The 25,486-nt window shown below is 68.6% G+C and carries 36 protein-coding genes and 2 pseudogenes; 31 read left to right on the top strand and 7 right to left on the bottom strand.

Going from position 1 to position 25,486, the window contains the following annotated elements:
- Window positions 1-15: 15 nt before the first annotated feature.
- The 30 genes from A37E_RS0100190 (at window position 16) to A37E_RS0100040 (ending at window position 21,501) form a co-directional block, all read left to right on the top strand.
- A complete protein-coding gene (locus A37E_RS0100190; RefSeq protein WP_029554773.1) occupies window positions 16-408 on the top strand; it encodes a hypothetical protein in 393 nt (130 codons plus the stop codon).
- Window positions 409-522: 114 nt separating this feature from the next.
- Window positions 523-1,263, top strand: a complete 741-nt coding sequence (locus tag A37E_RS0100185; protein ID WP_029554772.1) for a hypothetical protein — start codon at window positions 523-525, stop codon at window positions 1,261-1,263.
- 74 nt (window positions 1,264-1,337) lie between these two features.
- Window positions 1,338-1,565: a DUF2635 domain-containing protein gene (locus tag A37E_RS0100180; protein WP_029554771.1), complete on the top strand. Its 228-nt coding sequence runs from the start codon at window positions 1,338-1,340 to the stop codon at window positions 1,563-1,565.
- Window positions 1,566-1,594: 29 nt separating this feature from the next.
- A complete protein-coding gene (locus A37E_RS0100175; protein ID WP_051678662.1) occupies window positions 1,595-3,067 on the top strand; it encodes a phage tail sheath subtilisin-like domain-containing protein in 1,473 nt (490 codons plus the stop codon).
- Window positions 3,068-3,150: 83 nt separating this feature from the next.
- Window positions 3,151-3,351: a hypothetical protein gene (locus A37E_RS0100165; RefSeq protein ID WP_029554769.1), complete on the top strand. Its 201-nt coding sequence runs from the start codon at window positions 3,151-3,153 to the stop codon at window positions 3,349-3,351.
- A gap of 170 nt (window positions 3,352-3,521) precedes the next feature.
- The gene (locus tag A37E_RS0100160; protein WP_029554768.1) at window positions 3,522-3,905 is read left to right on the top strand and encodes a phage tail tube protein; all 384 of its coding nucleotides are present in this window, start codon (window positions 3,522-3,524) and stop codon (window positions 3,903-3,905) included.
- Between the two features lie 5 nt (window positions 3,906-3,910).
- Window positions 3,911-4,300 carry a phage tail assembly protein gene (locus tag A37E_RS0100155; RefSeq protein WP_029554767.1) on the top strand — a complete coding sequence of 130 codons (390 nt, stop codon included), beginning with the start codon at window positions 3,911-3,913 and terminating at the stop codon, window positions 4,298-4,300.
- Between the two features lie 72 nt (window positions 4,301-4,372).
- A complete protein-coding gene (locus A37E_RS0100150) occupies window positions 4,373-6,241 on the top strand; it encodes a phage tail tape measure protein (RefSeq protein WP_029554766.1) in 1,869 nt (622 codons plus the stop codon).
- Between the two features lie 80 nt (window positions 6,242-6,321).
- Complete coding sequence (locus A37E_RS0100145; RefSeq protein ID WP_029554765.1) at window positions 6,322-7,530, top strand: DNA circularization N-terminal domain-containing protein; 1,209 nt, start codon at window positions 6,322-6,324, stop codon at window positions 7,528-7,530.
- A 29-nt stretch (window positions 7,531-7,559) separates the two neighbouring features.
- Window positions 7,560-7,802 (top strand): hypothetical protein, encoded by a 243-nt coding sequence (locus A37E_RS0100140; RefSeq protein ID WP_029554764.1) that lies wholly within the window; start codon window positions 7,560-7,562, stop codon window positions 7,800-7,802.
- 9 nt (window positions 7,803-7,811) lie between these two features.
- Window positions 7,812-8,861, top strand: a complete 1,050-nt coding sequence (locus tag A37E_RS0100135) for a phage baseplate assembly protein (RefSeq protein ID WP_029554763.1) — start codon at window positions 7,812-7,814, stop codon at window positions 8,859-8,861.
- A gap of 112 nt (window positions 8,862-8,973) precedes the next feature.
- A complete protein-coding gene (locus A37E_RS25705; RefSeq protein ID WP_051678661.1) occupies window positions 8,974-9,450 on the top strand; it encodes a phage baseplate assembly protein V in 477 nt (158 codons plus the stop codon).
- 97 nt (window positions 9,451-9,547) lie between these two features.
- On the top strand, window positions 9,548-10,120 hold the full coding sequence (locus tag A37E_RS25700) for a phage GP46 family protein (RefSeq protein WP_051678660.1): 573 nt from the start codon (window positions 9,548-9,550) through the stop codon (window positions 10,118-10,120).
- Window positions 10,120-11,223 (top strand): baseplate J/gp47 family protein, encoded by a 1,104-nt coding sequence (locus A37E_RS0100120; protein ID WP_051678659.1) that lies wholly within the window; start codon window positions 10,120-10,122, stop codon window positions 11,221-11,223. The genes A37E_RS25700 and A37E_RS0100120 overlap by 1 nt, the downstream gene beginning before the upstream one ends.
- Entirely contained in the window at window positions 11,216-11,869 is a 654-nt protein-coding gene (locus A37E_RS0100115; protein WP_029554759.1) for a hypothetical protein, read from the top strand. Before A37E_RS0100120 ends, A37E_RS0100115 begins: the two co-directional genes overlap by 8 nt.
- Window positions 11,870-12,979 (top strand): hypothetical protein, encoded by a 1,110-nt coding sequence (locus A37E_RS27580; RefSeq protein ID WP_029554758.1) that lies wholly within the window; start codon window positions 11,870-11,872, stop codon window positions 12,977-12,979. It abuts the gene before it with no gap.
- Window positions 12,980-12,990: 11 nt separating this feature from the next.
- The gene (locus A37E_RS0100105) at window positions 12,991-13,506 is read left to right on the top strand and encodes a DUF4376 domain-containing protein (RefSeq protein ID WP_051678658.1); all 516 of its coding nucleotides are present in this window, start codon (window positions 12,991-12,993) and stop codon (window positions 13,504-13,506) included.
- A gap of 11 nt (window positions 13,507-13,517) precedes the next feature.
- A complete protein-coding gene (locus A37E_RS0100100) occupies window positions 13,518-13,958 on the top strand; it encodes a hypothetical protein (protein WP_029554756.1) in 441 nt (146 codons plus the stop codon).
- The gene (locus A37E_RS0100095) at window positions 13,958-15,973 is read left to right on the top strand and encodes a hypothetical protein (protein WP_156026196.1); all 2,016 of its coding nucleotides are present in this window, start codon (window positions 13,958-13,960) and stop codon (window positions 15,971-15,973) included. The genes A37E_RS0100100 and A37E_RS0100095 overlap by 1 nt, the downstream gene beginning before the upstream one ends.
- A complete protein-coding gene (locus A37E_RS25690) occupies window positions 15,973-16,977 on the top strand; it encodes a hypothetical protein (RefSeq protein WP_029554754.1) in 1,005 nt (334 codons plus the stop codon). Before A37E_RS0100095 ends, A37E_RS25690 begins: the two co-directional genes overlap by 1 nt.
- A 75-nt stretch (window positions 16,978-17,052) precedes the next feature.
- On the top strand, window positions 17,053-17,544 hold the full coding sequence (locus A37E_RS0100085) for a TIGR02594 family protein (RefSeq protein WP_029554753.1): 492 nt from the start codon (window positions 17,053-17,055) through the stop codon (window positions 17,542-17,544).
- Entirely contained in the window at window positions 17,534-17,845 is a 312-nt protein-coding gene (locus A37E_RS0100080) for a hypothetical protein (protein ID WP_051678657.1), read from the top strand. Before A37E_RS0100085 ends, A37E_RS0100080 begins: the two co-directional genes overlap by 11 nt.
- 9 nt (window positions 17,846-17,854) lie before the next feature.
- The gene (locus tag A37E_RS0100075; RefSeq protein WP_029554751.1) at window positions 17,855-18,298 is read left to right on the top strand and encodes a hypothetical protein; all 444 of its coding nucleotides are present in this window, start codon (window positions 17,855-17,857) and stop codon (window positions 18,296-18,298) included.
- Window positions 18,295-18,597 carry a hypothetical protein gene (locus A37E_RS0100070; RefSeq protein WP_029554750.1) on the top strand — a complete coding sequence of 101 codons (303 nt, stop codon included), beginning with the start codon at window positions 18,295-18,297 and terminating at the stop codon, window positions 18,595-18,597. The genes A37E_RS0100075 and A37E_RS0100070 overlap by 4 nt, the downstream gene beginning before the upstream one ends.
- Window positions 18,594-18,749, top strand: a complete 156-nt coding sequence (locus A37E_RS26720; RefSeq protein ID WP_156026194.1) for a hypothetical protein — start codon at window positions 18,594-18,596, stop codon at window positions 18,747-18,749. The genes A37E_RS0100070 and A37E_RS26720 overlap by 4 nt, the downstream gene beginning before the upstream one ends.
- 14 nt (window positions 18,750-18,763) lie before the next feature.
- Window positions 18,764-19,165, top strand: a complete 402-nt coding sequence (locus tag A37E_RS0100060; RefSeq protein WP_029554749.1) for a hypothetical protein — start codon at window positions 18,764-18,766, stop codon at window positions 19,163-19,165.
- 82 nt (window positions 19,166-19,247) lie between these two features.
- Complete coding sequence (locus tag A37E_RS0100055; RefSeq protein ID WP_029554748.1) at window positions 19,248-20,549, top strand: hypothetical protein; 1,302 nt, start codon at window positions 19,248-19,250, stop codon at window positions 20,547-20,549.
- Complete coding sequence (locus A37E_RS24995) at window positions 20,546-20,956, top strand: DUF6378 domain-containing protein (RefSeq protein ID WP_038192312.1); 411 nt, start codon at window positions 20,546-20,548, stop codon at window positions 20,954-20,956. Before A37E_RS0100055 ends, A37E_RS24995 begins: the two co-directional genes overlap by 4 nt.
- Before the next feature lie 109 nt (window positions 20,957-21,065).
- Complete coding sequence (locus tag A37E_RS0100045; RefSeq protein WP_038193684.1) at window positions 21,066-21,275, top strand: hypothetical protein; 210 nt, start codon at window positions 21,066-21,068, stop codon at window positions 21,273-21,275.
- 1 nt (window position 21,276) lies between these two features.
- Window positions 21,277-21,501: a hypothetical protein gene (locus A37E_RS0100040; RefSeq protein WP_029554746.1), complete on the top strand. Its 225-nt coding sequence runs from the start codon at window positions 21,277-21,279 to the stop codon at window positions 21,499-21,501.
- 171 nt (window positions 21,502-21,672) lie between these two features.
- Here the strand turns inward: A37E_RS0100040 and A37E_RS27310 are convergent, their stop codons facing one another.
- Window positions 21,673-22,281 carry a tyrosine-type recombinase/integrase gene (locus A37E_RS27310; protein ID WP_245279236.1) on the bottom strand — a complete coding sequence of 203 codons (609 nt, stop codon included), beginning with the start codon at window positions 22,279-22,281 and terminating at the stop codon, window positions 21,673-21,675.
- A complete protein-coding gene (locus A37E_RS27305) occupies window positions 22,254-22,910 on the bottom strand; it encodes a hypothetical protein (RefSeq protein ID WP_245279235.1) in 657 nt (218 codons plus the stop codon). Before A37E_RS27305 ends, A37E_RS27310 begins: the two co-directional genes overlap by 28 nt.
- A 344-nt stretch (window positions 22,911-23,254) precedes the next feature.
- On the opposite strand from A37E_RS27305, the gene A37E_RS27135 reads away from it, so the two are divergent.
- On the top strand, window positions 23,255-23,524 hold the full coding sequence (locus A37E_RS27135) for a hypothetical protein (protein WP_051678656.1): 270 nt from the start codon (window positions 23,255-23,257) through the stop codon (window positions 23,522-23,524).
- A 179-nt stretch (window positions 23,525-23,703) separates the two neighbouring features.
- On the opposite strand, the pseudogene ssb reads toward A37E_RS27135, so the two are convergent.
- From ssb to A37E_RS27290, 5 genes and pseudogenes are all read right to left on the bottom strand, one after another.
- A pseudogene (gene ssb, locus A37E_RS27300) lies at window positions 23,704-24,050 on the bottom strand (single-stranded DNA-binding protein); the annotation flags it as partial.
- A gap of 97 nt (window positions 24,051-24,147) precedes the next feature.
- Window positions 24,148-24,345 carry a hypothetical protein gene (locus A37E_RS0100020; RefSeq protein ID WP_156026193.1) on the bottom strand — a complete coding sequence of 66 codons (198 nt, stop codon included), beginning with the start codon at window positions 24,343-24,345 and terminating at the stop codon, window positions 24,148-24,150.
- Window positions 24,346-24,391: 46 nt separating this feature from the next.
- Window positions 24,392-24,562 (bottom strand): hypothetical protein, encoded by a 171-nt coding sequence (locus tag A37E_RS26715; RefSeq protein WP_156026192.1) that lies wholly within the window; start codon window positions 24,560-24,562, stop codon window positions 24,392-24,394.
- Between the two features lie 73 nt (window positions 24,563-24,635).
- A complete protein-coding gene (locus A37E_RS26710) occupies window positions 24,636-25,112 on the bottom strand; it encodes a hypothetical protein (protein ID WP_156026191.1) in 477 nt (158 codons plus the stop codon).
- A pseudogene (locus tag A37E_RS27290) lies at window positions 25,094-25,486 on the bottom strand (hypothetical protein); the annotation flags it as partial. The pseudogene A37E_RS27290 and the gene A37E_RS26710, both read right to left, overlap by 19 nt.

The raw sequence follows: 25,486 nt of genomic DNA, 5'->3' as shown, positions 1-25,486 counted from the left end.
TGAGGACTTTCATCCATGCCCTCGCCCTTCGACGCCCTTGCCGCCCGACTCAATGGGGCAGTGAATGGCCTGAGGGGTGAGGGCTTCACGCTGGTGCCCATGGCCAAGGCGGACGTGAACGCCCGCCCCACGCCCGACGGCACCCGCGTCGAGGTGGCCTTCACCGCCACCTTCGACGATCAGGGCAACCGCGCCGGCTCCGGCGTGGAGGACTGGCGGGCGGCCAGCATCCGCAAGGACAAGCCCGGCCACACCACGGACCGCCCCGAAATCCATGCCGAGCGTAGCCTCTTCGCCGAGCGCCCGCGCCAGGGCGACCGCCTGCGCCGCACGGCAACGGGCGAGGTCTTCGAGGTCGCCGAGATCGTGCCGTCCGGCTCGCTCTTCATCTTCCAGCTGCATCGGTAGCGCCCGAGCAGGCGGACGGAACGTCCGCCGTCGCGAATGGCGCCAGCAACCAGCCCGAGCAGGCAGGCGACACGCCTGCCGTGGCGAACGGCGCCGAGAGAAAGGGCGGCTCGCATGTCCTTCGTGCGCGAAGCCCTCGCCTTGACAGTGCTGGAGGCGCTGTGCCCGGCGACGGCGGTCACGAGCGGGGAGGGGTTCACCACCAATGCCGGCGGGCGCGTCTTCCTCGAAAAGGTGGACGCGCTCGACGATCTGGCGGTGGGGCACCGCGCCGCCGTCATCACCATCTATACCAACACCGACGACGGGCAGCGGCTCTCGGTGGGGGAGTATGGCCGCGTCATCGAGGTGGAAATCGTCATCTCCATGGTCTCCTGTCTGGAGGCGGAGGATGGCGCGGCCTTCTTCAACGTGCCCATCACCGACCGCGAGCTGTTCTCTGCCCTCAACGTGGCCGAGGCACAGGTCCGCGCTGCCCTGCTGTTCGGCGCCTCCGGCCTCCTGTTCCGCAAGGTGGCGAAGAAGATCGCGACCATCCGGTCCGAGCCGGTGCGCGATGCGGAAGAGGGGTTCAAATTGGCCGAGCGACGGCTCACGCTGTCCTGCGAGGTGCCCGACGATTGCCTTGCGCCCGCGTCGGCCGAGGGCACGGCCCGCCTGCCGGATCCGCTGCGCACGGTCGCCGATGCGCTGATGACGGCGGGCTATCAGGCCGAAATCGCCGCCGCCATTGCCCAGGCAGCGCCCGTGCAGTCCGCGCCCGTGCCGTTCACCGGCATCACCCTGGACATCGACATCTCGCAGCCCTCCGACGGCACGGTGGATATCACCGCCGAAGTAGCCATTCCGCAGTGACGTTTCCGCCGCGGTCGCGCCGCCGCCGGCCAACCCGTCGCGCCCGCGGCGGGGCAATTGTGAAGGAACCTCCCATGCCGCGCCTGCGCCCCACCCTCGTCGACATCGGCGAGGGCCCGGTCCCGCGTCTCGTCCGCGATCCGCGCGACGGCAAGCCGCTTCCCGCCGAAGGTCGGATGGTGCCGCTCAATGCCTTCTGGCAGCGCCGCCTCCGTGATCGCGACGTGGAGATCGCGCCCGATCCCCTGCCTTCGGAGCCCGAGACCGCTGCCGAAGCGCCCTCCGGCGACCAGCCCGCCTGACACCAATTTCATAGAATCTGGAGCGCCAAATGGTCGCCTTCAACACCATCCCCGGCAACATCCTGGTGCCGTTCTGGTATGCCGAGATCAATTCCGGCGGCACGCCCTATCAGGGCCAGTCGCGCCTGCTCCTCGCCGGGCAGAAGCTCGCCGCCGGCACCGCCACGGCGGGCACCCCCATCGGCCCCATCCAGTCGAAGCGCGAGGCGGAAAGCCTGTTCGGCCCCGGCTCCATGCTGGCCCATATGTATGTCGCCGCCCGCAAGGCCGCCGCGCTCCAGCCCATCTGGGTGCTGCCGCTGGCTGATCCCGCCGGCGCCAAGGCCGCGGGCACCGTCACCATCGGCAGCGCGCCGGGCGAGACGGGCGTGGGCGTGCTGCATGTGCTCGGCCGCCGCCTCACCTCCCAGATCCTCTCCTCCGATGCCGTCGCGGACGTGGCCGAGGCCATCGCCACCGCCATCAATGCGGAGGGGCTGCCCGTCGTCGCCACCTTCGCGGCGGGCGTCGTCACCGTCACGGCGCGGCACTACGGCACGCTCTTCAACGGGCTCGATTTGTGGCTCGCCAATGACGAGCCCAACGTCCTCACGGCGTCCAACACCACCATCGTCGCCATGTCCGGCGGCACCGGCGTGCCCGACCTCGCCGCCGCCTTCGCCAATCTCGGCGATGACGAGTTCGACTGGATCGCCGGCCCCTACGCCGATTCCACCTCGCTGAACGCGGCGCGCGATCTCCTCAGCTCGGTCACCGGCCGCTGGTCGCCCATGGTGCAGCTTTACGGCCATTACATCACGACCTTCTTCGGCACCCTGTCGGCGGCCGTCACCCTCGGCGACGCGCGCAACGACCCGCACACGTCCATCATGGCGAGCCAGGTCTCGCCCTCGCCGCAGTGGGAATGGGCGGCGGTGCTCGGCGCCGTCATCTCGGCGCACCTCACCGATGCGCCCGAGCTGTCCCGGCCGCTGCAGACGCTGCTTCTCCCCGGCATCCTGCCGCCGCGCGACCGCGCCGTGTGGTGGGACAAGGCCGACCGCCAGGCGCTCTACACCGACGGCATGAGCGGCTACACCGTCACCATCGACGGGCAGGTCGCCATCGACCGCGTGCGCACCACCTATCAGGTGACGAGTTCCGGCGTGGCGGATGGCACCTTCGGTGACATCGAGACCATGGCGCAGGGCGTCTTCGCCGTGCGCTGGTTCCGCACCGAGGTGTCGAACACCCATGCCCGGCAGGCGCTGGCGGACGACAATCCGCACAACGTCGCCGAGATCACCACGCCGAAGGACATCCGCAACACCCTCATCCATGCCTATCAGGGGCTGGTGGAGCTGGGCGTCGCGGAAAAGCCGGAGCTGTTCGCCGAATATGTGGTGGTGGAGCGCGACGGCAACGATGCGGGCCGCGTCAACGCCTCCATCCCCATGGATGTGGTGAACCAGCTTCGGGTCTTCGCCGCCAACATCACCATCAACCTCCAGTACGAGGGCTGAGGGTGGAGCGCCTCGTCACGATCCTCCTCATCGGGGTGGTCGTGATGCTCCTCATCGCCGCGCTCCACCAGCCGGAGGCGTGAATGGGCCACGTCCTCGTGCTTCTCGCCTGCCTCGCCGCAGACCCGGAGGTTTGCCGCGAGGAGCGCGTGCCGCTCGACCTCGCCGCCTCCCGCGCGCCGCTCCCCATGGAGTGCGCAGGCGCGGCCATGGAATGGGCCGCCGCCCATCCCGCTTTCACCGTCCGCCGCTTCGCCTGCCGCCCCTTTGAGCGAGAAGCTTGATGTCTTGGCGGCGGGCGCACCGCCGCAGCCGAGCCCGGTGTTCCGGGTTCGGCATGTCGCGTCTCTCGTCTCTTGCAACCCGTTGCGCCCGCCGCCGCGCGGCTGCGCCGCCAACTTGTAAGCATCGCTTACAGGTTCGCCTCGCCTGACTCTCACCGCGGAGAAACGCCGTGTCCGACTGCTGCAACCAATTCGGTGGCACCATCTATCTCACCGTCGACGGCGAGCGCTTCACGCCGTCCGAGGGCGACATCACCATCATGCCCACCAATGCCGAGGTGGAGGGCATGGCGAACCAGGACGGCTCCGCCGCCTACAAGGTGTCGCCCCGGCTGCCGCGGGCTGAAATCTCCTTCCGCCAGGGCTGCGGCTTCAAGTGGGCCGATTGGATGGGCAAGTGCAAGGTCAACGCCACCATCGTGGAAGAGACCAACGGCCGCCAGCACCTCTTCACCGGCACGCGGTTCGTCGGCCGCCCCTCTCTCAATATGTCGTCCGGCGAGGTGACCGGCGTCGCTCTCGAAGGCGGCACCTATCAGTATGTGGCGGGCTGAAGGCGATGGCCGGCAAGATCACCGACAATCCGGACGGCACCAAGACCGTCCGGCTCGAAGCCCCCGTCACCACCCACGACGGGCAGGTGCGCGAGGTCGTGCTGCGCGCGCCGACCTATGACGACTACATGGCGCTGGGCGATCCGACCGCGCTCATCATCGCCACAGCCTCGGCCCTGCCGCAGGACGACATGGTGGTCATCCGCCAGTATGTGGAGCGCCTCTCCTCCGTGTCTCCCGAGCACCTCTCCCAGATCCGCGCGCTCACCGATGCCATGGCGCTCGCCGAGGCGGTGAAGCGTTTTTTTCGGGAGGCGTCGGCGGGCATCTCCACGCCCTCGCCGACGCATTCCTCTTCGACCTCCGATGGTCTCTCGGAGACGTCCGCCGCCTGACCGTCGCGGAAATGATGACGTTCGGCGACCGCTGGGTGCGCTGGCTGAAACTGCGGAACACGAGGTAAGCCAATGGCGCGCGTCATGGAAGCCCGGGCGGTCATCTCCGCCCAGGACCGCACCGGCGGCGTGTTCCGGCAGGTGGCGGCCAAGATCCGCGGGCTGGAGCGCGCCTCCGCCATGCAGTCCCGTGCCGCCCCGCTGCTGGAGCGCGGCGCGCGCGCGGCGGCCGGCTGGGGCACCGGCCTCGCCGTCGCCGCTGGCGGGCTCGCGGCCATGGGCGGCGCCGCCATCGGCGGCAAGATCAAGGATGCCGTGGTCGATTACGCCGCCCTTGATCGGCAGATGAACCGCATCGGCATCACCGCCGGCGCCACGGAAGGCGAGACGGCGCGCGCGACAGGCCAGATCAAGCAGATGGCCGAGGACATGAAGATGCCGCTCGATCAGGCGGTGTCCGGCCTCGATGCCATCGTCTCCACCGGCAAGACCATGGAAGAGGCCATGGCCTTTCTTCCGTCGGTGCTGGCGACGGCGCAGGCCTCCGGCGCGGCGACCGAGGACATGGCCAAGTCCGCCAATGCCATGGCCGTGTCGCTCAAGGTGCCGGTCGGGCAGATGCAGACGGCGTTCGATGCCCTTGTCACCGGCGGCAAGCTCGGCCAGTTCGAGTTGAAGGACATGGCCGAGTTCCTGCCGAAGGTGGCGGCCTCGGTGCAGAAGCTCGGCTTGGTCGGGGTCGATGGCGTCCAGCGCCTGACCGCCATGTTGCAGGTCTCCCGCCAGGTGGCCGGAACGTCCGAGCAGGCGGCCACGGGCGTGAGCGACGCCTTCGAGAAGCTGCTCTCGCCGACCGTGCTCAAGGCCGCCAAGAAGGAAGGCCACGACTTCGCGAAGATCATGCTTGCCGCCGAGAAGCAGGGCAAGAACAGCTTCGACGCGGTGATCGAGTATCTCAGGGACAAGACCAAGGGCACGGACCTTGAGAAGAACCTGCTCCTGTCCTCCATCTTTTCGGAGTCCGACAGCCGCCGTTTCATTGTGTCGATGCTCAAGAATTACGACACCTATCAGAGCTACCTGAAGGAAATCCGCAACGGCACGGGCGCTGTCGCGACCGATCTGGCTCGCATCCTCAAGGATTCGCAGGCGGCCCTCACGAAGGCGCAGACGCAATTCAACAACGCCTCGCTCGCGCTGGGAGAGCAGGCCTTGCCGGCGGTGACGCAGTTCCTGGAACGCGCGGACCTCGAAGTGCAGCTCTTCAAGCAGCATGTCGAGGCGGTCGACGGCTGGATGAAGCGCAATCTGGGCTTCAGTCTGGCCGATTTGCAGAAGACCACGGGCATCGGTGGCGAGAGCAACGACGAACTGAAGAAGCGCATCGACCGCAACAAGGCCGAGGCGGAAAACCCCGCCAAGGTGCGTGCCGACGACCTGCGCACTCAGATCGCCAAGAAGCAGGAGACCTTGAAGGGCAACCCGGTCGGCGCCTTGTTCATCCAGGAGCAGATCAAGCAGTTGCAGGCCCAGCTCGCTGCGGCCGAGGTTGCCGCGCAGATCCATGCTGGCGGCCACAAGCCCGCCGACCAGGGCGACCGCATGGCTGTCCGCGACACCGTGGGCGTGCGTCGGCCCGCCGACATGGGGGACTGGCAGGCCGCCCGCGATGCCTATCAGCCGCCTTTCCCGGTGCCGGTCGACCGCAGCGTCCCGTTCCCGACCCCCGTGGATCGCGGCCCCATCACCGCTGTGGTGCAGGACCCGGTGCCCGTCACCGGGACCGCCGAGGTAAAGGTCACCGTCACGGTGGACCCCTCCAATTACCTCATCGCCACCCTCAAGGAGGCGAAGGGAGCCATGAAGATCCAGAGCGGCCCCTCCGTCGGCCGCTCCATGCAGGAGGCCGAGCCGTCCTCTGGAGCCTCGTCCGGGCCTTAGTTCGTGGCGCCGTTCGCCATGGCAGGCGTGCCGCCTGCCTGCTCGGGCGCGTGCCCCTCGCGTAAAGTGAAGGAACCTCCATGCCCTGCCGCGACTGGCTCAAGACGCTGTGGCCGGCCTCCTTCCGGGGCGTGCCCTTCTATGTGCAGCATGACGAGGAGATGCCGGGCCGCCGCCTCGTCGTCCATGAGTTCCCGAACCGCGACCAGCCCTTTATTGAGGATCTCGGCGAGGCCGCGCGCCACTTCACGGTGGAGGCCTATCTCGCCTCCGACACGGCGGATTCGCAGGCGGCGGCCCTGTCGGCCGCCATCGCCCGCAGCGGTGCCGGCGTGCTGGTGCTGCCGACCCATGGCCCGCTCAACGTCCGCGCCCTCAACGGCTCCCGCTCGCGCGACAAGGATGCCCACGGCTTCATCGCCTTCCGCATCGAATTCGTGCGCGAGGGCTTCGGCTTCGCCCTCGCCTCGGTGGGTATGGCCGCGTCGCAGGTGCTCGCCGCCGCCTCCGGCCTCTCCGGCGTTGCCGCGTCGGCCTTCGCGCGGATGGATGTCGCCGGACGGCCCGAACGGGTCGCCATCGCCGCCTCGTCCACGTTGGTGGAGGCGGCCTCCGCGCTGGAGGCCATGCGCACCACCTATCCGGTGGAGGCTTCCGCCTCCGCCACGGCGCGCGATGCCATCGCCGCGCTCGCGGATGATGCCGCCGCGCTGGTGAGCCGGGCCGGCGGTGCCGACGGCAGCGCCGCGACCCGGCTCTACGACATCGCCTCCGGCCTCGCCGCCGGCATGGATGCCACGGACGCCCGCGCGGCTTTCGCCGACCTGGTGGACTTCGGCGTCGCGGAGGCGCCGGTGTTCCGCAGCGCCACCTCGCGGGCGGCCTTCGCCGCGGCAGGGGAGGCGGCCCGGGCCATGCGCCTCGCCGTGCTCGCCGCCTATGCCGAGGCATTGATGGCCGCCACCTTCGCCGACCGTCCGTCGGGCATAGCCGCCCGCGCCGAGGCCGCCGAACGCTTCGGGGCGGAAATGGCCCGCTGCGTCGGCGGGCCGGACGCCGAACTCTTCGTCGCCCTATCCGAACTGCGCGGCCTCGTCTGCGCCTATCTCACGCGCCTCATCACCGACCTCGCTCCGGTGGCGCAGGTGGAGGCGCCCCGCGCCATGCCGTCGCTCTGGTGGGCCTGGCGCCTCTATGGCGACCCGGCACGGGCCGACGAGATCACCGCTCGCAACCGCCTGCCGCATCCGAGCTTCGTGCCGCGGACGTTCGAAGCGCTGGTTTCGTGACTGACATGGTAAAATTGAGGAGAGTAGAAATGTCCGACATGCGCGCCAAGATGGTCATTGAGCGGGTCGAAAAACTTGAGAATGTGGAAATTCTCCATTTCCGCGCGGTCTCGAAAAGCACGTCCTACCCGCCCGACGGCAGCGACGAAGACAACACTTATGCCAAGTTCTCGCCCATGGGTTCGCTGTCCCTGACCGTGGCCAATCCGAACCTGCTCGGGAAATTCCTGCCGGGCGAGAAATACTATCTCGACTTCACCAAGGCGGAATAGCAGCAGGCCATGGGTGAGGAGATTGTCACCGTCGCCGTCGGAGGGCGGCGCTATACCTCCTTCGAGCGGTTCGAGCTTTCGGCGGCGCTGAACGAGGCGGCGCGGACCTTCGAGATCGAATGCGCCCACGAGGGCGGGCCCGGCGTCACCGCCTGGACCTTCTCGGCCGGGGCGCAGGTGACGATCGCCTTCAACGGCACCACTGCCCTCGTCGGCTACGTGGACAGCTACAAGCCCCGCGTCTCCGCCACGGCGCGCACCGCCATCGTCGCCGGACGCTCCAAGGGCGCGGACTTCATCGATTCGTCCGCCGAGCACGACACGGGGGAGCTGCGCGACAAGACCGTCGAGGATCTCGCCAAGGCGCTGGACAAATACGGCGTCGGCATCAAGCTCGACGTGTCGGAGGCGCTGAAGAAGATCAGGGTGATGCGCATCACTCCCGGCGAGACGGCCTTTCGCGCGGTGGAGCGCTATTGCCGCTCGCAGGGGCTCACGCTCTGCGGGCAGGCGGACGGCTCCATCGCCATCACCAAGGGCGGACGGAAGCGGCATGCCGGCGGGCTGATCGAGGGGCAGAACCTCCTCGAGGCCGAAGCCGACCACAACTGGTCCAACCGGCACAGCGAATATCGCGTCCGCGGCCAACGGCCGGACGGCCATGGCGCCTCCGCCATGGAGATCGAGCGCATCGCCCGCGACAGCGTGGTGAAGCGCCATCGCCCCGTGATCGTGGTGGTGGAGGAAGACACCGACGACGAACGCGCGGAGACCCGGGCGAAGAACCGGAAGGACCGCGCCGCCGGCGCCGCCTTGCGCGCCACGGTCCACACGCAGGGCTTCCGCGATCAGGGCGGGACGGTGTGGGAGCCGGGCCGCCTCGTCTATGTGGAAAGCCCAAGCCTCTCGATCCAGCAGGACATGCTGGTGGAGAAGGTGAGCTTTCGCCAGGACGACGGCGGCTCCATCGCCGAGGTGGGCGTCGTCGATCCGCGCGCCTACGGCAACAAGGCCGGCAAGGGCAACAAGTCCGGCAAGGCCTGGAGCACAGGGGATTGAGCCCCGCCGCAAGGCGGCCCCGTTCATGCGGGGTGGGTTGCGAGGTCTGTTCGCAAGCCGAACCCGGAAACATCCGGGTTCGGGCGGCACACCGCATGAACGGGAACGCAAAATGACTTATGACCCCGCCAGCTCCGACAACATCCGCGCCATGCTGCGCCGGGCGACCGTGGAAGAGGTCGACGATTCCGGCTCGCAGCAGCTGGTGAAGATGCGCGGGCTCAAGGGCGAGACCTTCACGGAGGTCTATCGGGCCCAGCCGCACGGCTTTTCCTCGGTGCCGCCCAAGGGCTCCGAGGCGCTGCTCCTCGCCCTCGGCGGGCGATCCGACCGCGTCATCATGATCGGCGCGGAGCACCGCGACCATCGTCCACGAAACCTGCCGGGCGGCGCGCAGGCGCTCTACGGAATCAACGGCGAACTGGTCTCCCTCATCGGCGGCGTCGTCCGCATCGTCGGGGCCACCCTGATGGTGGAGGCCGACACCAATATCGTCCTCAAGGCCCCGCGCGTGGACCTTGGCGAGGAAGGCGGCGCCAAGGTCGTCACCGAGGCCGGCCCCTCGTCCAAGGTCTACGCGAAGGTTTAGAGCCCCGCGCCCACCGCCCGAAGGGCGACCCGCGCGGCGCAACGGGTTGGCCGGCGGCGGTGCGCTGCGCGGGCACGAAAAAACCCGGGGTCAAACAATGCAAATCTATATCCGCGTCAATGAGGGCTGCGCCGAGCAGCCGCTCCTCCTGTGGGATGCCCTCTGGGATGCCGAGGCCGGGGAGGCCGATTGGGCGCTCGCCGGTCCGTCCGAACGCCTCAACAGGGGCGGCCTCTCCGCCACGGCGCCGCTGGCGACGGCGGTGGTGCTCTGCCTGTTCACCGACAAGCGCGCGCCGCAGGAACTCGAGGACGGCAGCCCCGGCCCGGCCGGCTTCCCGCCGCGCCTCGATGATGGCGACCCGCGCGGCTGGTGGGGCGATGGCATCGATGTGCGCAGCGAGGAGGGCGAGGCGGCGCTGGGCTCCCATCTCTGGCTGCTGGAGCGCGCGCCGCTTACCGAGCGCACCGCCGAGCTGGCGAAGCTCTACGCCACCGAGGCGCTGGCGCCGCTCATCGCCCAGCAGGCCTGCGCGCGGGTGGATGTATCAGCCGATTTCTACGCCATCGCCGGCCGCCTCGACCTTACCGTCGACCTCTACGGACGCGACGGCGCCAACGTCTATTCCCAGAAATTCGCCGTGTACTGGCGCAATATCGGAAACATCTGATGGCATGGCAGACCCCCACGCTCGCCGCGCTCATCGACCGGATGCGGGGCGCCTTCCGCGCCGAACTGCCGGGATCCGACGCGTGGATCTGGCCCAACAACATCTCCCCGACCGCGAAGGTGGTGGCGGGCGGCATCTTCGAACTGTTCGGCCGGCTCGACTGGCGCATGCGCCAGATGTTCGCCTCGACGGCGGAAGAGACCTATCTCGACCGTCATGCCTATGAGCTGGGCCTGTCCCGCCGTCCGGCGGCGCCAGCCTCGGGCACCGTCACCGTCACCGCGACGGCGGCGAGCGCCGTCTCCGGCGGCGCGCGCTTCTCTTCCGCATCGGGGCAGGAATATCGGGCGCTCTCGGGCGCCGCCATCGGCTCGGCCGGAACCTTCGACGTGTCGGTCGTCGCGGTGTCGGATGGTGCCGCGGCCAATGCCGTGAGCGGCACCCCGCTCGCTGCAGTGTCCGGCTTCACCGGCGCCGGCACCCTCGCCGTCGCGGCGGGCGGCATCACCGGCGGCAGCGATGTGGAGGGCGACGAAAGCCTCAGGGCCCGCATCCTGTTCCGCAAGCGAAACCCGCCCCATGGCGGCGCGCCGGCGGATTATGTGGGCTGGGCCATGGAGGTGTCGGGCGTCACCCGCGTCTTCGTCGAGCGTCTCCATGCCGGCGCGGGCACCGTGCGCGTCTTCTTCCTCATGGATGACCTTTACGCCGACGGCATTCCCCCCTCGGGCGAGATCGCGCGGGTGCGCGCGCATCTGGAGACGGTCATTCCGGCCAGCGCCGGCCTCACCGTTGCCGCGCCCGTGGCGGTGCCGGTGGATGTCACCGTCTCCGGCCTCTCGCCCGATACCACGGCGGTGCGCGAGGCCATCCGCGCCGAGCTGAAGGAGATGCTGCTGCGCCGCGCCATCGTCAGCGGCACGGATTCGACCCATTCGGCCATGCCCTACCTCGCCAGCCCCTTCACGCTCTCGCGCTCATGGGTTTCTCAGGCGGTCTCCGAGGCCGCCGACGAGGCCCGCCACGTGCTGGCGGCGCCGACTTCCGACCTGGCTTTCGACCCCGGCGAGATTCCCGTGCTCGGAGATCTGAACTTTGTCTGAGCAACCGCTGGCTTGCGGCCCCGGGCGTGGGGCCGACATCTGCCCGACGCTGGATGAATGCCACGGCGCGCTGCGCGATCTGCTGCCGCGCGGCCGGGCATGGAATGCGGCGCAGCGCGCGGGCACCACGCTGTGGCGCTTCTGGCGCGCGCTGGCCCATCTGTTCCAGTTCATCAATGCCCGCATCTGCGCCGCGAGCGAGGAATTCTTCTGCTCCACGGCCAATGAGACCCGCGACGGCTGGCTCTATGAATACGGGCTGCCGGACGCCTGCGACCCGTTTCCGGATCTCTGCACCAAGGTCGCTGCCATCGGCGGCACCCGCTGCGACTATTACGCCGCCGTCGCCGCCCGCGCCGGGTGGTCCGTCACATGCAATGAGGGCTCCGAGGCCTGCGGCGCCATGGCCGGTTGCGGCAAGGCGGGAACAGCCGTGGCCGGCCGCCGCCCCGGACCGGCACAGCTCCGGATCATCATCCATCTCGACGAGAGCCCGGCTTACCAAGCGCCCACGGCACCCCGGTCGCAGGCCGGCTGCCTCAAGGCGGGACAGCGCCTCTCCTGCGGGCCGAACGTCGCGCCCGCCATCTGCCTCCTCGAGCGCGTCGTGCACGCGCATCTCAATGTCACCTATGAGGTCGCCTGAATGACCGATATCATCGGCCCATCCACCGCCACCGCCGGCGCGGTGACGGTCCGCCCCACCGATAGCCGGGTCTTCGGCCCCGACGATTCGTGGTTCAAGGATTGCACCTCCGCCGAGGCGGCCGACGGCACCGATCTGCCCGCCAGCTGGTTCAACGGCGTCACGGCCATGCTGCGCATGGCTGTGCGCGGCATGGGCATTTCCGAGGGGATCACCCCGGACAATTTCCTGCGCGACGCCATTCGTGCCGGTATGGTCCGCATGGCAATTTCCTCCGGCACCGCCGACGATCTGGTGGTCGCCTTCGCACCGCCTTTCACCGCCTTCGGGCAGATCACCTTCATCGTCACCTCGGCCCACGAGAACACCGGCGGCGCCATGACGGTGACGGTGGACGGCCTCGCCACCAAGGATCTTCTCTATCAGGATGGGGATGTTCCGGCGGGCACCTTCGGGCCCGGCCGCTACGTGCTCGTCACCTATGACGGCAATGATTTCCAGGTGGTCTCGGGCGGCGCGTCGTCGTCGCCGAAATTCTCCGCCATCACCACGTCCGGCACATGGACGAAGGAGGCGGGCAACCGCTGGGCCTTCATGCTGGCGCACGGGCCCGGCGGGGCGGGGGGCGGCGCCTCGGGCTTTTCGCCCAATGCCGCGGGCGAAGGCGGCGGTGCCGGCGAGTGCCGGCTCGGCCTGTTCGATGTGAGCGCCACCACGTCGGAGACCGTCACCATCGGCGCCGGCGGCGCCGCCGCGGTCAACGCCAACGGCGGCGATGGCGGCGGGCCGACCTCCATCGGCACGCTCCTGGTGGCCAATCCCGGCAAGGGCGGCGGGCGCAACAATTCGGGCTCCGTCACCACGGCCGTCGGTGGGTCCGGCGGATCCGGCGGCTTCGGGATCAATGGTTCCGGCGGCGGGTCCTCCCAGGCCGGCACCGGTGGAACCGGCGGGCCGGGCGCGCTCGGCGGCGGCGGCACGGCGGGTAACGGCTCCAACTCCAAGAGTACCGGCGGCGCCGGCCATCGTGGTGGCGGCGGCGGCGGCGCGGACGGCAATGCCGCGGGTGGTGCCGGCGGCGGCGGCTTCGCCTTCATCTTCGAATTCTGACCGGAGCGACCATGCGCATCGCACTCATCGAGAACGGCACCGTCGCCCGCATCATCCTCGCCGGGGCGGACTGGCCGCAGCTTTTCCCCGGTGCCGTCGGCGTCGAGAGCGACACGGCGAACGTCGGCGACACCTGGACGGGCTCGGCCTTCGTGCCGCCCGCAGCGCCGCCGCCGAGTGAGGCCGACCTCATGGCCTATGCCGCCGACCTGCGCTGGCGGATCGAGACCGGCGGCATCACCGTCGCCGGCACCTCGGTGCGCACCGACGAGAAGAGCCAGGCCAAGATTTCCGGCGCGGTGATCCTGCTCACGGCCGACCAGACCATCGGCGCCATCGACTGGGAGGCGCAGCCCGGGGTGTGGGTGAGCCTGGACGCCGCCACCATGCAGGCCATCGGCGTCGCCGTCGGCCGTCACGTGCAGGCCTGCTTCACCGCGCTCAAGGCGGTGCAGGAGGCCATCACGGCGGGCGAGATCGTCAATTTCGAGCAGATCGACGCGGCCGACTGGCCGGCGAACGGCTGAGGGAGGCGCGCATGGTTCCCCGCCTCGGGTCCGTCCGGGACAGCTTTTCGCTCCCCTCTGCCGCGAGCCGGCTCAAGGCCAATCTCGATCCCGTCGTGCCGCCGGCGCCCGGGCTCCCGGGCTTCCGCCGCCTGACGCTGTGGAAGGGGTCGCCTTTGCAGGTGTCGTTCCGGCTGCGTTCGTCGGACGGCGAGCCGGTGGACCTCGCGGGCTCGGACATGGTGTTCACCTTCGCATGGGCCGACGGCGGCGCGCTGACGCTGTCCTCCGCGGCGGACGAGGTCGATGTCGACGAAGCCCAGGGCCTCGTCACCCTCGAGCTCTCGCCCGAGCAATCCGCGCCGTTCCCGTCCGGGGGCAGCGCGGTGCAATACCAGCTCGCCCGCGTCGTCGCGGCCACGCCTTATCCCATCGTCCACGGCCCGGTGGACGTCTACCAATGGATGCCGTGATGCCTGATATCGAGGTCATCGAGGTTCTGGTGCCGGGGCAGCCCGGCGCCACGGGTGCGACCGGTGACAAGGGCGACAAGGGCGAGACCGGCGACGTGACGCCGGCGGCGCTGGCTGCCGTTGCGAGCGCGGAAGATGCGGCGGCGGAAGCCGAAGCTTTTGCCGCCGCCGCCGCCATCGCAGCGACGACGGTCTCGGCCGGATCATGGGCCGCGCTCGCCGCCATCACCCCTGCCTTTGTCGGGCAACGAGCCCAGGTCTCCGAGGTCGATCTCGGCACCCATACGGGTCGGACGTCCGCATCTCCGGACAGCGACGTGACGGGCGTGGCCAACCCTGGCGTCTATGGCGCCCATGCCCTCACAGCAGGAGCGTGGCGGCGGGATGGGTCAATCTCTGCGGTTGGTGCCGCATCCGAAGCCGAGGCCGTGGCGGGCGTCGTCTCGGATCGCTTTGTCGCGCCATCCTCCCTGCGCGCTGCGCTGCAGGACCGTGCCGCGCGCGTGCCGGGGGATGTGGATCGCTTTGTGGTGGAGGACGACGACAACAATATCCTGGTGGAAGTGACCGCCGAGGTTATCAACCATCCGGACATCAATACGATCCGGGAACAGGCCGGGGCGGGGGCGGCCGTAGCGGAGGTGGTCACGACGTCCGTCGGAGAAAATGCGGCCGTGGTGGTCGACGGCGGCGGCAACATCCTGGTGCGGATCACGCCCGATACGATGGATCACCCCGACGTCAACGCGATCCGGTCGGCCGTGCTGGCAGGGCGTGGGGCGGTGGCCAAGGCTCGCGACCCCCAGTGGAACGGCATCCGCGCCCTGGCCGAGATGCTGCACGTCATCAGCTATGGGCAGTCCCTGAGCCGCGGGCACAACACCATCGAGCCCGTCACCACGACCCCGCTGGATTATGCCTATCGGTTTATCGGCGGCGCCCGGCCTGACGACGGGGGCTCTGATCCTGCCGTTGTCTATGCCTCCCTCGTCCCGTTCATCGAGACGGCGGTGGTGCCATATGATCCGGCGGGCGGCCTCGCGGAAACGCCGCTTGGCGGCTGTCTCCGCATGATCGCGCAGCTGCTGCGGGATGAGGATGACGTCGATCTCGTCGCTGCCGGCCAGGCGCTGCTTGGCTCGGCGCCGGGCGCGGGCGGCAAATCCATGGCGGAGTTGTCGGACGGGACGCCCTATTTTGCGCGCCTCGAAGACCATATCACCTACGGCATGACCCGCTCCGGCGGCCTCGGGCGAAGCTACGCGGTCAGCGCGATGCTCTGGCTGCAGGGCGAACGTGATTATCAGATCGGCACCACGCAGTCCGCCTATCTGGCGGCCCTGCGGCAGCTCCGGCTCGATGCGCAGGCGTCCGCACAAGCAGCGACGGGGTTCGCCTCTCCGCTTCCGCTGGTCACCTACCAGACGGCAACGCATCCGCGGCTCGGCGTTTCCACGCCATCCATCGCCCTCGCGCAGTTGGAGGCTTGCGGAGACGACTATATCGCGCTTGCGAGCCCGACTTACCACCTGCCCTACTCGGCAACTTCGGATGTGCATTTCGACGCGGCCGGGTCAGCGTGGTTCGGGGCTTACTGCGGCCTCACGCTCAAGCGCTGGCTGTGGGACGGGCAGAAGCCCAAAGCCCTGACGCCCCTCGCGCCGATGCGGCAGGGCCCCCGCATCATCGTTCCGTTCGATGTGGATGCCGGACGGCGACTGGTGCTGGACGCGACGGTCGGTGGCTTTGCGAATCAGGGCTTTACACTGGTGGATGGCAGCGGTTCTGCGCTCACCATCTCGTCGGTGGCGCTGTCCGGCCCGGCGGCGGTCCAGATCACCGCCGCGGCCACTGTGCCGGTCGGCGCGCGGCTGCGCTACGGCTGGGCCGGAGACGGCCACATCGGCGGCGGCAACGTCCGCGACAACGCGGGCGACAGTCTCGTCTTTGATCCGGGCGGGCTCTCCAAGCCCCTCCACAAGTGGGCTCCCATTTTCGAAATCGAGGTGCCGTGATGCCTGCGCTTATCCTGAAGGTTCCGGGTGCTGACTTTTCCGGGACCGGGCTCGGGAAATACAGCCTTCTCCCGAATATTCGCGACAGTCTTTATGCCGGATACCTCACCGGGACGATCTATTCCGGTAACCCGCTGGAAGATCATTCCGGCAACGGGCAAGACCTCACCTGGAGCGGCAATCCCGCCGCCCCTGGCGCCGTCGCCTACGTGTCTGTCACCAATGGAGGCTCCGGGTATACCTCCGCGCCGTCCGTTTCGATTGCCGGCGGCGGCGTCAATGCCGCTGCTACCGCCGTCGTTTCCGGTGGCGCAGTGGTCGGCGTCTCGGTGACGAATTGCGGCGTTGGGTATTCCAACCCCACGGTGTCTTTCTCCGGCGGGGGCGGCTCCGGCGCCGCGGCGAGCGCCGTGCTCACGGAGGTCAAGGACAAATCTTTCCAGGCGTCTGCGCGCGGGCTCGCGGCTTTGGCGCCTTTCACCGCCCAAACCGTGGCCGGCGCCAACGGGGAACTGACCCTTGTCGCCTTCACGAAGTCGGTTGACGCCATCGCCCACGCGCCGATCGGAAACTGGACCAACACGGGTTCACCCGCCTCGGTGACGGTGGCGCAGAACATCGCCTCGACGTCCGCCGCCGCCGCGTTGTGCTGGGCCACCGGGATGGCGACCAGCTCCGGTGCAACCCTGGCCGCCGGAATTGGCCGTGGGGCGCAGGTCGAAATGGTGGCGGGGGCGTTCTCGGCGACGGCTGGCTCGAAACTGGCTTATCGCGGTCGGACGGGGCTCGCGACGGTGACGGGCGTGGGGACACCGGTCGCGCTCACCGGCTTCCCCGGCACCAACAACATCGTGCTCGGCGGTTATGTCGGGTCGAGCTACCAGTATTCCGCGCCGGAAATCTTCGGTGCGCTGGTCTACGACAAGGCGCTTACGGCGGTCGAGTTGGCCCAGGTCCAAGCACGCATGACCACGCTCTTTGCTGCTTACGGCGTGACCCTCTGATCTGAGGCGCCCCCTCCCCGCATCTGTGCCGCCTCCGGGCGGCTTTTTCATTTCCATCACCTGAAGGACAGCCCCATGGACACTCCGTGGATCGCCCACGCGCGCTCGTTTCTCGGCCTGCGCGAGGTGCCCGGCACGCGGCACAACGCCACCATCCTCGGCTGGTGGCAGAAGATCTTCGCGGACTTCCGCGATGACGAGACGCCCTGGTGCGCCGCCTTCGTCGGCGGCGTGCTCGAGGAGGTGGGCGTCAAGTCCACCCGCTCCGCCGCGGCGCGCTCCTACCTCAAGTGGGGACTCCCTCTCAATCGCCCCGTGCCCGGCTGCGTCGTGGTGTTCTGGCGCGGCTCGCCGTCCGGCTGGTCCGGCCATGTGGGCTTCGTCGTGGGCAAGGATGCCGACGGCAATCTCATGGTGCTCGGCGGCAACCAGGGTGACGCCGTGAACATCAAGCCCTTCGGCCGCGACCGCGTGCTCGGCTATCGCTGGCCCGATGGCCTTCCCCTTCCGGGCGGCGATCTGCCGCTGCTGCGCTCCGATGGCCGCCTCTCCACCAATGAGGCGTAAGCGGGCGGCGGGGGAGCCGCAATGGTTCTTCCGCCGCCTCGTCGCCATCGGCGTCATCGGCTTTGCCGCGTGGCGCCTCATGATGCTGGAATCGGCACCGGACACGCGGGTCAACGAGACCATCGCATGGGGCTGGATCCTGCTGATGGCAACCGTGGTGCTGGGCTATCTCGGCTTCGCCTCCGCGCAGGACATCGTCGCCATCTTCGCGACCCGCTCCGGCACGCCCTACGCGGCGCCGGACGATCCGACCGACCCTCCCGAACGCCCATCCGAACCGCCCCGCAACTTCGCGGGGTGAGGAGGTCCCATGCTCCCCGACTTTTCCGGGATGTTCGCCACGCTCATCTCGTGGCTGCCGTCCGGCTTCACCCTCGCGACCTCCGGCCTGCTGTTCGTCGTGGGCATCGGCGGGCTCGTCTACCAGCGCTTCCCTCTGTTGCCCTATCGCGCGCTGGTGCTGGTGGCGGCCGTCGCCGCCATCTATGCCTCGGCGTGGGCGGCCGGCGCCGGCAACATGCGGGCGGCGCAGGAGCGCCAGGCGCTGCTCGCTGCCAACCGCGCGCTGGTCAAGGAAGTCACCTCGGAGCGGCTCAAGGTGGAGGGCCTTCAGGCGGACGCACGCAAGGCGGCCGAAAACCTGCAGGCGGCCACGGCGCGGGCCGAGGCGGCGGAAGCCGTGGCGGCGACGCTGCCGGCCGATTCCCTCGACCCCGTCACCAGTGAAGCCATCCGGAACCTGTGGGGGCGATGATGCTGCGCATTCTCATCCTGTTCGCCGCGGCCCTGCCTCTCGCGGGCTGCTTCGCCACGGCCCCCGCGCCGAAGCCGCGCATCACCCTGACCGAGGTGCCGGAAGATATCCGCGCCTGTGCCCGCAAGGTCGTGGGCAAGCCGAAGGGCGCGGGGCCGATCCCCAAGCGCGATCTCTTTCTCAAGATCGACGAGCTCAAGGGTTCGGAGGCGGACAAGTCCGCCTGTCTCTTCCGCCTCATCGCCTTGCATGAGGCCGATGCCGCCCGCCTCGCGCTGATCCTCGATGGTGCGCTGTGAGGGCGGCGCTCCGGCTCGTTCTCGTCGCTGCCCTCGCCGGCTGCGTCACGTCCGGCAACGGCCTCATCGGCTCGGGCGGCGGCGTTTCCCGCGGCTCCTATGTCGACATCGCGCCCGACGGCACGCGCCGGGTGGTCCACGTCTCGCCTTGAGGGGATGGCCATCGATGCCGCCGCGTCCGCTTTCCCTTTCCGCGCAGGTCTACCAGCAGCTCGGCGCGTTCGCCGCCACGCAGGAGGCCCAGGGCGCCCACCTCGCGCGGATGGACGAGACCATGCGCGAGGACCGCCACGTCGCCAGCGAGGACCGCCGGCTGATGCTGGACAAGCTGGACGCCATGGCGGAACGCCTTGGCCAGCTTGAACCGGTCATCAAGCCCTTGCCCGCCCGCGTGACCGCACTGGAAACGGAGGCATCGGCCTCCAAGTTGTTCCGCTCCCGCGTGGGGGCTGTGGTGGGCCTCATGGGCCTCGCCGCCTCCGGCCTCGCCGCTGGCCTCTGGTACCTGCTGACGACGTTCTGGGCCGACCTCCTCGCCGGCCTCGCCCGCCTCTTCGGCCGGCCCTGATTTTATTTCGCTGCGGCCCACGCCCGAGCAGGCAGGCGGAACGCCAGCCGTGGCGAACGGCGCCAAACCAAAGGTATTGCTCATGCCGCGTCCTGTCGGCGCCCACCTCGGCGAGGCCGAGGCGGAGCGCATTCGTCTGGCCCTTGCCCGCAACCCGAACATCTCGCAGGTCGCCCGCGAGATGGGCGTCGAGCGCTCCACCGTCCGCCGCGTGCGCGACCGGGCAGGGGAGGGGGCCGCATCTGACGCCCCTGCCAAGCCGCCGCCGTCCACCGCTCCAGCCTCGGCCTTCCGCCTCGGCGGGTCGCCGGAAAGCCGGCGCATCGTGCAGCTCGAGGACGAGGTGCGGCGCCTGCGAACCGAACTGAAGGCCGCGCACCGGGCCGCCCTCGATGAGGAGGCGGTGCGCGAGATCATCGGCAGCCTCGCCCGCGCGCCCACGGAGCCGCCGGACTGGCTGTTGAAACCCGCCACGCAGCGCAAGGGCGAGAGCACCGCCGAGGTGCCGGTATGCACCTGGTCCGACTGGCACCTCGCCGAAGTGGTGGCCCTCGCCGAGACCAACGGCATCAACGCCTACAATCTCGAAATCGCCGAGCGGCGGATCCGCACGCTGGTCGAGAACATCATCAGCATCTGCACCCGCCACGGGCCCGGGCGCTATCCCGGCATCGTCGTCAACCTCCTCGGCGACATCGTGAGCGGGGGGCTCCACCCCGAACTTGCCAAGACCGACCAGGAAGGCGTGCTGCCGGCGGTGCTGCGCGCGCGCGACATCCTGGTGTGGGCGTTCGAGCGGATGATTTCCGCCTTCGGGCAGGTCTATGTGCCCTGCGCGGCCGGCAACCATGGGCGCAACACCCTCAAGCCGGAATACAAGCGCTACATCTTCAAGAACCATGACTGGCTCATTTACGAGCTGCTGGCCCGCCACTTCGCCGGCCGGCCGCAGATACGCTTCGACATCCGCGACTCCAACGAAGTGCGCTACCGCGTCTTCGGCCAGCGCTATCTCGCCATGCATGGCGACATGCTGGGCGTGAAGGGTGGCGACGGCATCATCGGCGCCATCGGCCCCATCGTGCGTGGCGAGGTGAAGACGCGCGGGCAGGCGGCCTCGAGCTGGCGCGATTACGACGTGCTCGTCATCGGCCACTGGCACCAGGAACTCTGGCTGCCCCGCGCCATCGTCGCCAACGCCCTCAAGGGCTTCGACGAATATGCCCGCCTCGCGCTGCGCACCATTCCCTCCGAACCGTCGCAGCCCTTGTGGTTCGTCCACCCCCGCCGCGGCATCACCAGCCGCTGGAATGTGCGGGTGGAGGCGCCGCCCGAGCGCGCCGAGGGCGAAGGGTGGGTGAGCTGGGAAGGAGAGGCGGCATGAGCGGCGATGCAGAGCGCGCGATGACAAAGCACGGGCTTCTTAATCTGGCGTTGGAGGCCACCAAGGACCGGGGGCTCAACTATGGCCGGCCCGCCGACAATTTCCGGCGGATTGCGCGGCTGTGGAATGCGCACATCCTGAATCGCTATGGTGATGGGTTCGGAGGGGACACCACAATCTCCGTCCCCGCGCTAGATGAGGTTGACGTCGCGCTGATGATGGATCTCATGAAAACGGCGCGGCTTGAGAACGCCCCCGCGCACCTGGATAGTTGGATCGACAAGGCCGGCTACACGGCTTGCGGCGCGGAAATAGCGCTCGAAAAAGAAAGGCGGAGCTTCAATCCGCCCGCCCCGAGCGAAGGGGATGGCCTGCCGTCCCACTTCATAGGCGCGATGGGGGAATAGCGCGCGCAGCTCCAGCCCGCTGCCCGGCCTTTACCGCCCCTATATGTAGCGGCTTGTTCTTCGTTCGTTCCCGTGGCAACGATGGGGGAGATCAGCATTGGAGACGGCCATGTCGAGCGAGCCCGCGCCCGCCGAACACTCCCCTTTTGACGTGAGCGAGACCGAGATCGACGAGGCCTTGGCGGCTTGCGATGGCGACGCCCGCGCGACCATCCGCGCGCTTCTGGTGGGCCAAGCCTACCTCGAGCGCGAGATGTCGCAGGTCAAGGCCGACGCCTCCTCCGGCTTTCGCCGGCGCCGCCACGCCTTGGGAGACTGACGTGGGCAACAAGGTGTCGCACGACTTCAAGGTCGAGGAATGGGATGACGCAGGCCTGCGCATCGTCGATGTGATGGCGACATGCGGCAACGCCATCGTCGCCATCACGCAGCGCGAAGGCCGCTACATCCTCCTCCGCCACGGCGCCCGCGTCCTCCGCCGGTCGCCACTGGCCGAAAAGGTGGATGCCGAAGAGAGGGCGGCGGGGTCGTCCGAGCGCCAATAGGTGCTGATGCCGAGCATGTTTCGTTGGCGAATTCATTGGCGGATCTGCACGGCGCGCAAAACGCTATCCGGCAAGTTATTGAAATATTTGGTGGGCCCGGAGGGACTTGAACCCCCAACCTAACCGTTATGAGCGCGTGTGGTTCTCAGCAAGACGGCGCGAATGCTCGCATCATCGGTTCGTTCCGACCCCGCTTGTTCCCTTACCGTTCAGGGTTTTCGTTGGCGTTTTGTTGGCGGTGCCCGGCCTGCTCCCCAGAGCCGTGGCAGCGCCCTTGAGGTGGTCCGGGTGATGGTGGCCATAGGTGCGTTCCACCATCTGCGTGCTCATGCCGAGGAATCCGGCCGCCTCCCACATCGGAACGCCGGCCTGCATCAGCCACGTGGCCGCCGTGTGTCGCAGGGTATGTGGCGTGATCTGACCATCGAGTCCGGCAAGATCGACCGCACTCCGGAACGCTGTCTTCACCGACTGCACCGGCTGGCCATGGTACTCGACCAGATAGCCGGTTGGCACAGGCGGTTCTATTCCCGCCGCGCGCGCGTCTTCGGCGGCGACTTCGTACCAGCGGCGCATGTGGGCGAGGAGGCGGGCTGGGATGGGGACGGGCGGCTGCCGCTTCTTCGTCGGCCGCGCGCCCACGGCGAGCCGATAGAACACCCCTTGCTTGAGATCGACATATGATCGCCCGGCCGAGGCCGACCAGCTCGCAGACGCAATGGCGCCGGCGCGCGTGCCGGTATAGAGCCCGATCAAGACGAACCGCGCCAGATGGCGCATTGTCCACCTCCGGGTGGGCCGGGCTCGCCGGGGTCCCCTTTGCGGCCCCGACGCTGCTGCTCTCTTGCGCGCCAGCCCGCCCACAGCAGGGCGGCAGCTTCGTCGCGGGTCAGCCAGCGCTCGCGGGGCGCGCCCTTCGCCGGCAGAGCGACGCGCACCTCGCCGCGGTGCAGCCCCTCCTTGGCGTGGTGCCCGATGGCGGCACGAAGATCCTCAAGGTCGCGCCTGGCCCCACCCGTATTGCCCCGGCCAGCCACATAGGCGGCGCAGGTGGCGGCCGAGACGTCGGCCAGCGTCTTCCCTTTCCACCACATCAGGAGCCGGGTGCAGCGCTCGGCGGCGGGCTTGGGGCGCGATTGATTCGGAACCACATCCTTCAGGTAGATGTGGATGACGTCCGTGACGGGGATTTCAGCGAGATCACGGTCCCGCCGCGGCGCCTCGTATTTGGCGGCGATGTGGTGGGCGAGGGCGCGCTCAGCTTCTTTGCGAGCATCAGCGCCGAGGCCAGTGACACGCTGTCGTCCACCGTCGAGGATGATCCATGTGGCGGCGTGCGTGACCCGGCCGGACGCGTCGCGCCGCGCGGGGCGGAGCCACAGGCGGGCGCCTTTGGCTGGACGCGGCATTTTTCCCTCATCTCCTCGATGGCCTGCAGCGTGGTGTAATCCTTCCCCGCGATACGCTCAACCGCAAGCCGTCCGCGCGCCGCTTCCCGGCGCAGGCCGCTCGCGCTCATGCTCCCGTCCGGAAAGGCGAGCGCGGCGGCGACATCGATGCGCAGGGGCGTGACGCGGTCGATCTGGTCACGGGAGGGCAGGGGGCGAGCCGGCGTGCCCATCACGGCCTCCCGCACCAGCTGTCCGGCGGGCGCGGAGCGTCCGGGTCGTAGGCGTAGGGCTGGGCGTAGCCTTCGGCGAGAAGGGTTTCGCCACGTCCTGGCCGTTGGCGGTGAGCCGGCCGCAGAGGCGCCATGGTTGCAGCGCAGCGTGCCGGCGGTGCCGGGGCGGCAGCGGCAGTCCACTTCCTGAAGGTCGAGCCCGCCGCCGGCCACGATCTGCCGCAGGCGCTGCGTGGCGAGGGTCGAGAGCATGCGCTCGGCCGGGCAGCGGGCGCGCTCGCCGGCCTCGGGGGTGTCGAAGCCCACGAGACGGTAATGCACCGTGCCGACGGCGATGGTGTCGCCATCGATGACATGGATGGCGGCGGGGGCGATGGGCTCGCCGCGAACCTGCGACAGTAGAATGATGAAGATGAGGAAAACGCCGAGCACGGCCAGCCCGGCGACAATCAACGCATCCCGCGCCGCTCGTAGTCAGAAGGGAATTTCATCGTCGATCCCCATGGGCTGGCTGCCGCTGCGTTCGCGCGGCGGGTCGGCGCGGTTGTAGTCTTCGGGGTGCCGGCGGGCGGGCGGGTGCTCTGGCCGTCGAGGAGGTGGATCTCGCCGCGGAAGGGCGCAAGACCACCTCCGTGGTATAGGTCTCGCGCCCGTCCTTCTCATATTTGCGGGTTTCGAGCTGGCCTTCGATGTAGACCTTCGAGCCCTTCTTGAGGAACTGCTCGACCACGGCCACCAAATTCTCGTTGAACACGACGACGCGGTGCCACTCGGTGCGCTCGCGGCGCTCGCCCGTGGCCTTGTCCTTCCACGTTTCGGACGTGGCGATGGAGAGGTTGGCGATGCGCCCGCCATTCTGGAAGGAGCGCACCTCCGGGTCGCGGCCGAGATTGCCGATGAGGATGACCTTGTTGACGCTGCCGGCCATGGCTTAGGCTTCCTTCACGGTCGTGGTGTTTGTGGGGGAGAGGGCGGCGGTGCCGGCGTCGGCGGCAGGCCGTCGCCCTGTTGCTGCGGCGCGAAGGTCATCGCGAGCTTGATTCGATCTCGCGCAGACGGGGGAGCACGTCGCGTCGGATCGTCTCGAAGAGGGAGCGGAGGCCCTTTTCGTGGTCACGAATATAGGCCTCGCCGAGCTTATCCTTGAAGGCCTTCAGGAAAGCGGTGTCGCCATATCCCACGAGTGCATCGAGCGCGCGGATCTCGGTCTCGTTGAGCGACAACGTGGTCGAGAACTCTATGGTGAGATGATTTTAGTGTGCGCCATCGTCAGCCCTCCCCTGCCGGCTGGGTGGGGAGGGGAAGGGCTCCTCCCTTCGCGAGGGATTCGATCGCGCTGGCGTACCCCTGGATCTTGTCCAGCCGCGCCCGCAGGTTGGCTTCGCGCTGATCGGCAAGCGCCTTGTCCGCCCCCGCGTCCCGCTCTCGGCGAATACGCATAGCCTCTCGAAGTGTGCCGAGTTTTCCCTTGGCATCTTCTCTAGCCTCAACGACTGCGGCGAAGTATGTGTCATCACGGCTTCCGGTGAATACAGAGATTTTTTCCCCTCGTTGGTGGAGCATCATGCAGAAATTTGCGACATCGACCGGTCGCCTTTGCTGACATGGTCGCGCAGGAGGCCGGATAGGCGGTAGGCTGGGCAGTCGTTTTGTCTTCCAACCGCCTTTTCCCTTCTGCGCGTTTCTGTGCAAGCTTTGTTTTCATTGCGCTGGCGAACCGGTCAACAGCAATGTCATCGGAGTGGACCGCCTTGTCCTTCATCTCCTCGGTGAAGATCGCTTGCAGCCGCTTCAGCTCATGCACCACCAGTATGATCGACCTCGCCGAAAGATTGCTGGTTTTCGATCTCATCCAGGGCGTCGCTGCTATCGAGCCACGCATCCAACTCGGCAATTGATGCCCGCAGGGCACCATGCTCGGCGGGATACGGATAGATTTCATTTCCGGAATTGCATCGCGGGCAAGGGCGGCTAGGTTCGCCCACGCCATCGGGAGCGCGCTGCCGGTCGCTTCGCCGCTGCTTCGCGCGGATGGCTTCGACCTTCGTCCAGATGCGCGCGAGCTCGGTCTCGCCGGGCCAAGTGCATGTCGATCTCATGGGCGAGGCAGTAGGCCGCCAGCGTCACCTTCACGCCGCCCGCTTCCTGCGGCGGCTCGCCAGCCGGTCGGCTCCAGACATAGCCCGTCAGAGCCGCGACGCGCTCGGCGGATAAGCCGCCGATTGCAGCAGCTCCAGCACCTCCTCGAGAAGCGGTCGCCGCGCTCCAGCTGTCGGCGGAGATGGCCGGGCCGAAGCACGCCTGCATCCAGTGCCCACCCGCCGCTGGAAGGAAGACGCGTCGAGTGGCGCGCTCCGCGATACG

Source organism: Xanthobacter sp. 91 (assembly GCF_000702385.1).
In the GTDB taxonomy this organism is placed as follows: Bacteria; Pseudomonadota; Alphaproteobacteria; order Rhizobiales; family Xanthobacteraceae; genus Xanthobacter; species Xanthobacter aminoxidans.
Note: the sequence above shows the minus strand (reverse complement) of the source record. Positions and strands in the feature narration are given on the sequence as shown.

Bases quoted from the DNA above. Each gene is read 5' to 3' on its own strand.
- A37E_RS0100165 (WP_029554769.1), top strand. From the start codon at position 3,151: ATGGGCCACGTCCTCGTGCTTCTCGCCTGCCTCGCCGCAGACCCGGAG.
- A37E_RS0100120 (WP_051678659.1), top strand. From the start codon at position 10,120: ATGGCATGGCAGACCCCCACGCTCGCCGCGCTCATCGACCGGATGCGG.
- A37E_RS0100055 (WP_029554748.1), top strand. From the start codon at position 19,248: ATGCCGCGTCCTGTCGGCGCCCACCTCGGCGAGGCCGAGGCGGAGCGC.
- A37E_RS27310 (WP_245279236.1), bottom strand. From the start codon at position 22,281: ATGCGCCATCTGGCGCGGTTCGTCTTGATCGGGCTCTATACCGGCACG.
- A37E_RS0100045 (WP_038193684.1), top strand. From the start codon at position 21,066: ATGTCGAGCGAGCCCGCGCCCGCCGAACACTCCCCTTTTGACGTGAGC.
- A37E_RS25690 (WP_029554754.1), top strand. From the start codon at position 15,973: ATGCCTGCGCTTATCCTGAAGGTTCCGGGTGCTGACTTTTCCGGGACC.
- A37E_RS0100070 (WP_029554750.1), top strand. From the start codon at position 18,295: ATGATGCTGCGCATTCTCATCCTGTTCGCCGCGGCCCTGCCTCTCGCG.
- A37E_RS0100095 (WP_156026196.1), top strand. From the start codon at position 13,958: ATGCCTGATATCGAGGTCATCGAGGTTCTGGTGCCGGGGCAGCCCGGC.
- A37E_RS25700 (WP_051678660.1), top strand. From the start codon at position 9,548: ATGCAAATCTATATCCGCGTCAATGAGGGCTGCGCCGAGCAGCCGCTC.
- A37E_RS26715 (WP_156026192.1), bottom strand. From the start codon at position 24,562: ATGCGTATTCGCCGAGAGCGGGACGCGGGGGCGGACAAGGCGCTTGCC.
- A37E_RS0100185 (WP_029554772.1), top strand. From the start codon at position 523: ATGTCCTTCGTGCGCGAAGCCCTCGCCTTGACAGTGCTGGAGGCGCTG.
- A37E_RS0100060 (WP_029554749.1), top strand. From the start codon at position 18,764: ATGCCGCCGCGTCCGCTTTCCCTTTCCGCGCAGGTCTACCAGCAGCTC.
- A37E_RS0100175 (WP_051678662.1), top strand. From the start codon at position 1,595: ATGGTCGCCTTCAACACCATCCCCGGCAACATCCTGGTGCCGTTCTGG.
- A37E_RS0100105 (WP_051678658.1), top strand. From the start codon at position 12,991: ATGCGCATCGCACTCATCGAGAACGGCACCGTCGCCCGCATCATCCTC.
- A37E_RS0100085 (WP_029554753.1), top strand. From the start codon at position 17,053: ATGGACACTCCGTGGATCGCCCACGCGCGCTCGTTTCTCGGCCTGCGC.
- A37E_RS25705 (WP_051678661.1), top strand. From the start codon at position 8,974: ATGACTTATGACCCCGCCAGCTCCGACAACATCCGCGCCATGCTGCGC.
- A37E_RS24995 (WP_038192312.1), top strand. From the start codon at position 20,546: ATGAGCGGCGATGCAGAGCGCGCGATGACAAAGCACGGGCTTCTTAAT.
- A37E_RS0100135 (WP_029554763.1), top strand. From the start codon at position 7,812: ATGGGTGAGGAGATTGTCACCGTCGCCGTCGGAGGGCGGCGCTATACC.
- A37E_RS0100150 (WP_029554766.1), top strand. From the start codon at position 4,373: ATGGCGCGCGTCATGGAAGCCCGGGCGGTCATCTCCGCCCAGGACCGC.
- A37E_RS0100145 (WP_029554765.1), top strand. From the start codon at position 6,322: ATGCCCTGCCGCGACTGGCTCAAGACGCTGTGGCCGGCCTCCTTCCGG.
- A37E_RS0100140 (WP_029554764.1), top strand. From the start codon at position 7,560: ATGTCCGACATGCGCGCCAAGATGGTCATTGAGCGGGTCGAAAAACTT.
- A37E_RS0100155 (WP_029554767.1), top strand. From the start codon at position 3,911: ATGGCCGGCAAGATCACCGACAATCCGGACGGCACCAAGACCGTCCGG.
- A37E_RS27135 (WP_051678656.1), top strand. From the start codon at position 23,255: ATGGTTGCAGCGCAGCGTGCCGGCGGTGCCGGGGCGGCAGCGGCAGTC.
- A37E_RS27305 (WP_245279235.1), bottom strand. From the start codon at position 22,910: ATGCCGCGTCCAGCCAAAGGCGCCCGCCTGTGGCTCCGCCCCGCGCGG.
- A37E_RS0100100 (WP_029554756.1), top strand. From the start codon at position 13,518: ATGGTTCCCCGCCTCGGGTCCGTCCGGGACAGCTTTTCGCTCCCCTCT.
- A37E_RS0100075 (WP_029554751.1), top strand. From the start codon at position 17,855: ATGCTCCCCGACTTTTCCGGGATGTTCGCCACGCTCATCTCGTGGCTG.
- A37E_RS27580 (WP_029554758.1), top strand. From the start codon at position 11,870: ATGACCGATATCATCGGCCCATCCACCGCCACCGCCGGCGCGGTGACG.
- A37E_RS26710 (WP_156026191.1), bottom strand. From the start codon at position 25,112: ATGGCGTGGGCGAACCTAGCCGCCCTTGCCCGCGATGCAATTCCGGAA.
- A37E_RS0100190 (WP_029554773.1), top strand. From the start codon at position 16: ATGCCCTCGCCCTTCGACGCCCTTGCCGCCCGACTCAATGGGGCAGTG.
- A37E_RS0100180 (WP_029554771.1), top strand. From the start codon at position 1,338: ATGCCGCGCCTGCGCCCCACCCTCGTCGACATCGGCGAGGGCCCGGTC.
- A37E_RS0100080 (WP_051678657.1), top strand. From the start codon at position 17,534: ATGAGGCGTAAGCGGGCGGCGGGGGAGCCGCAATGGTTCTTCCGCCGC.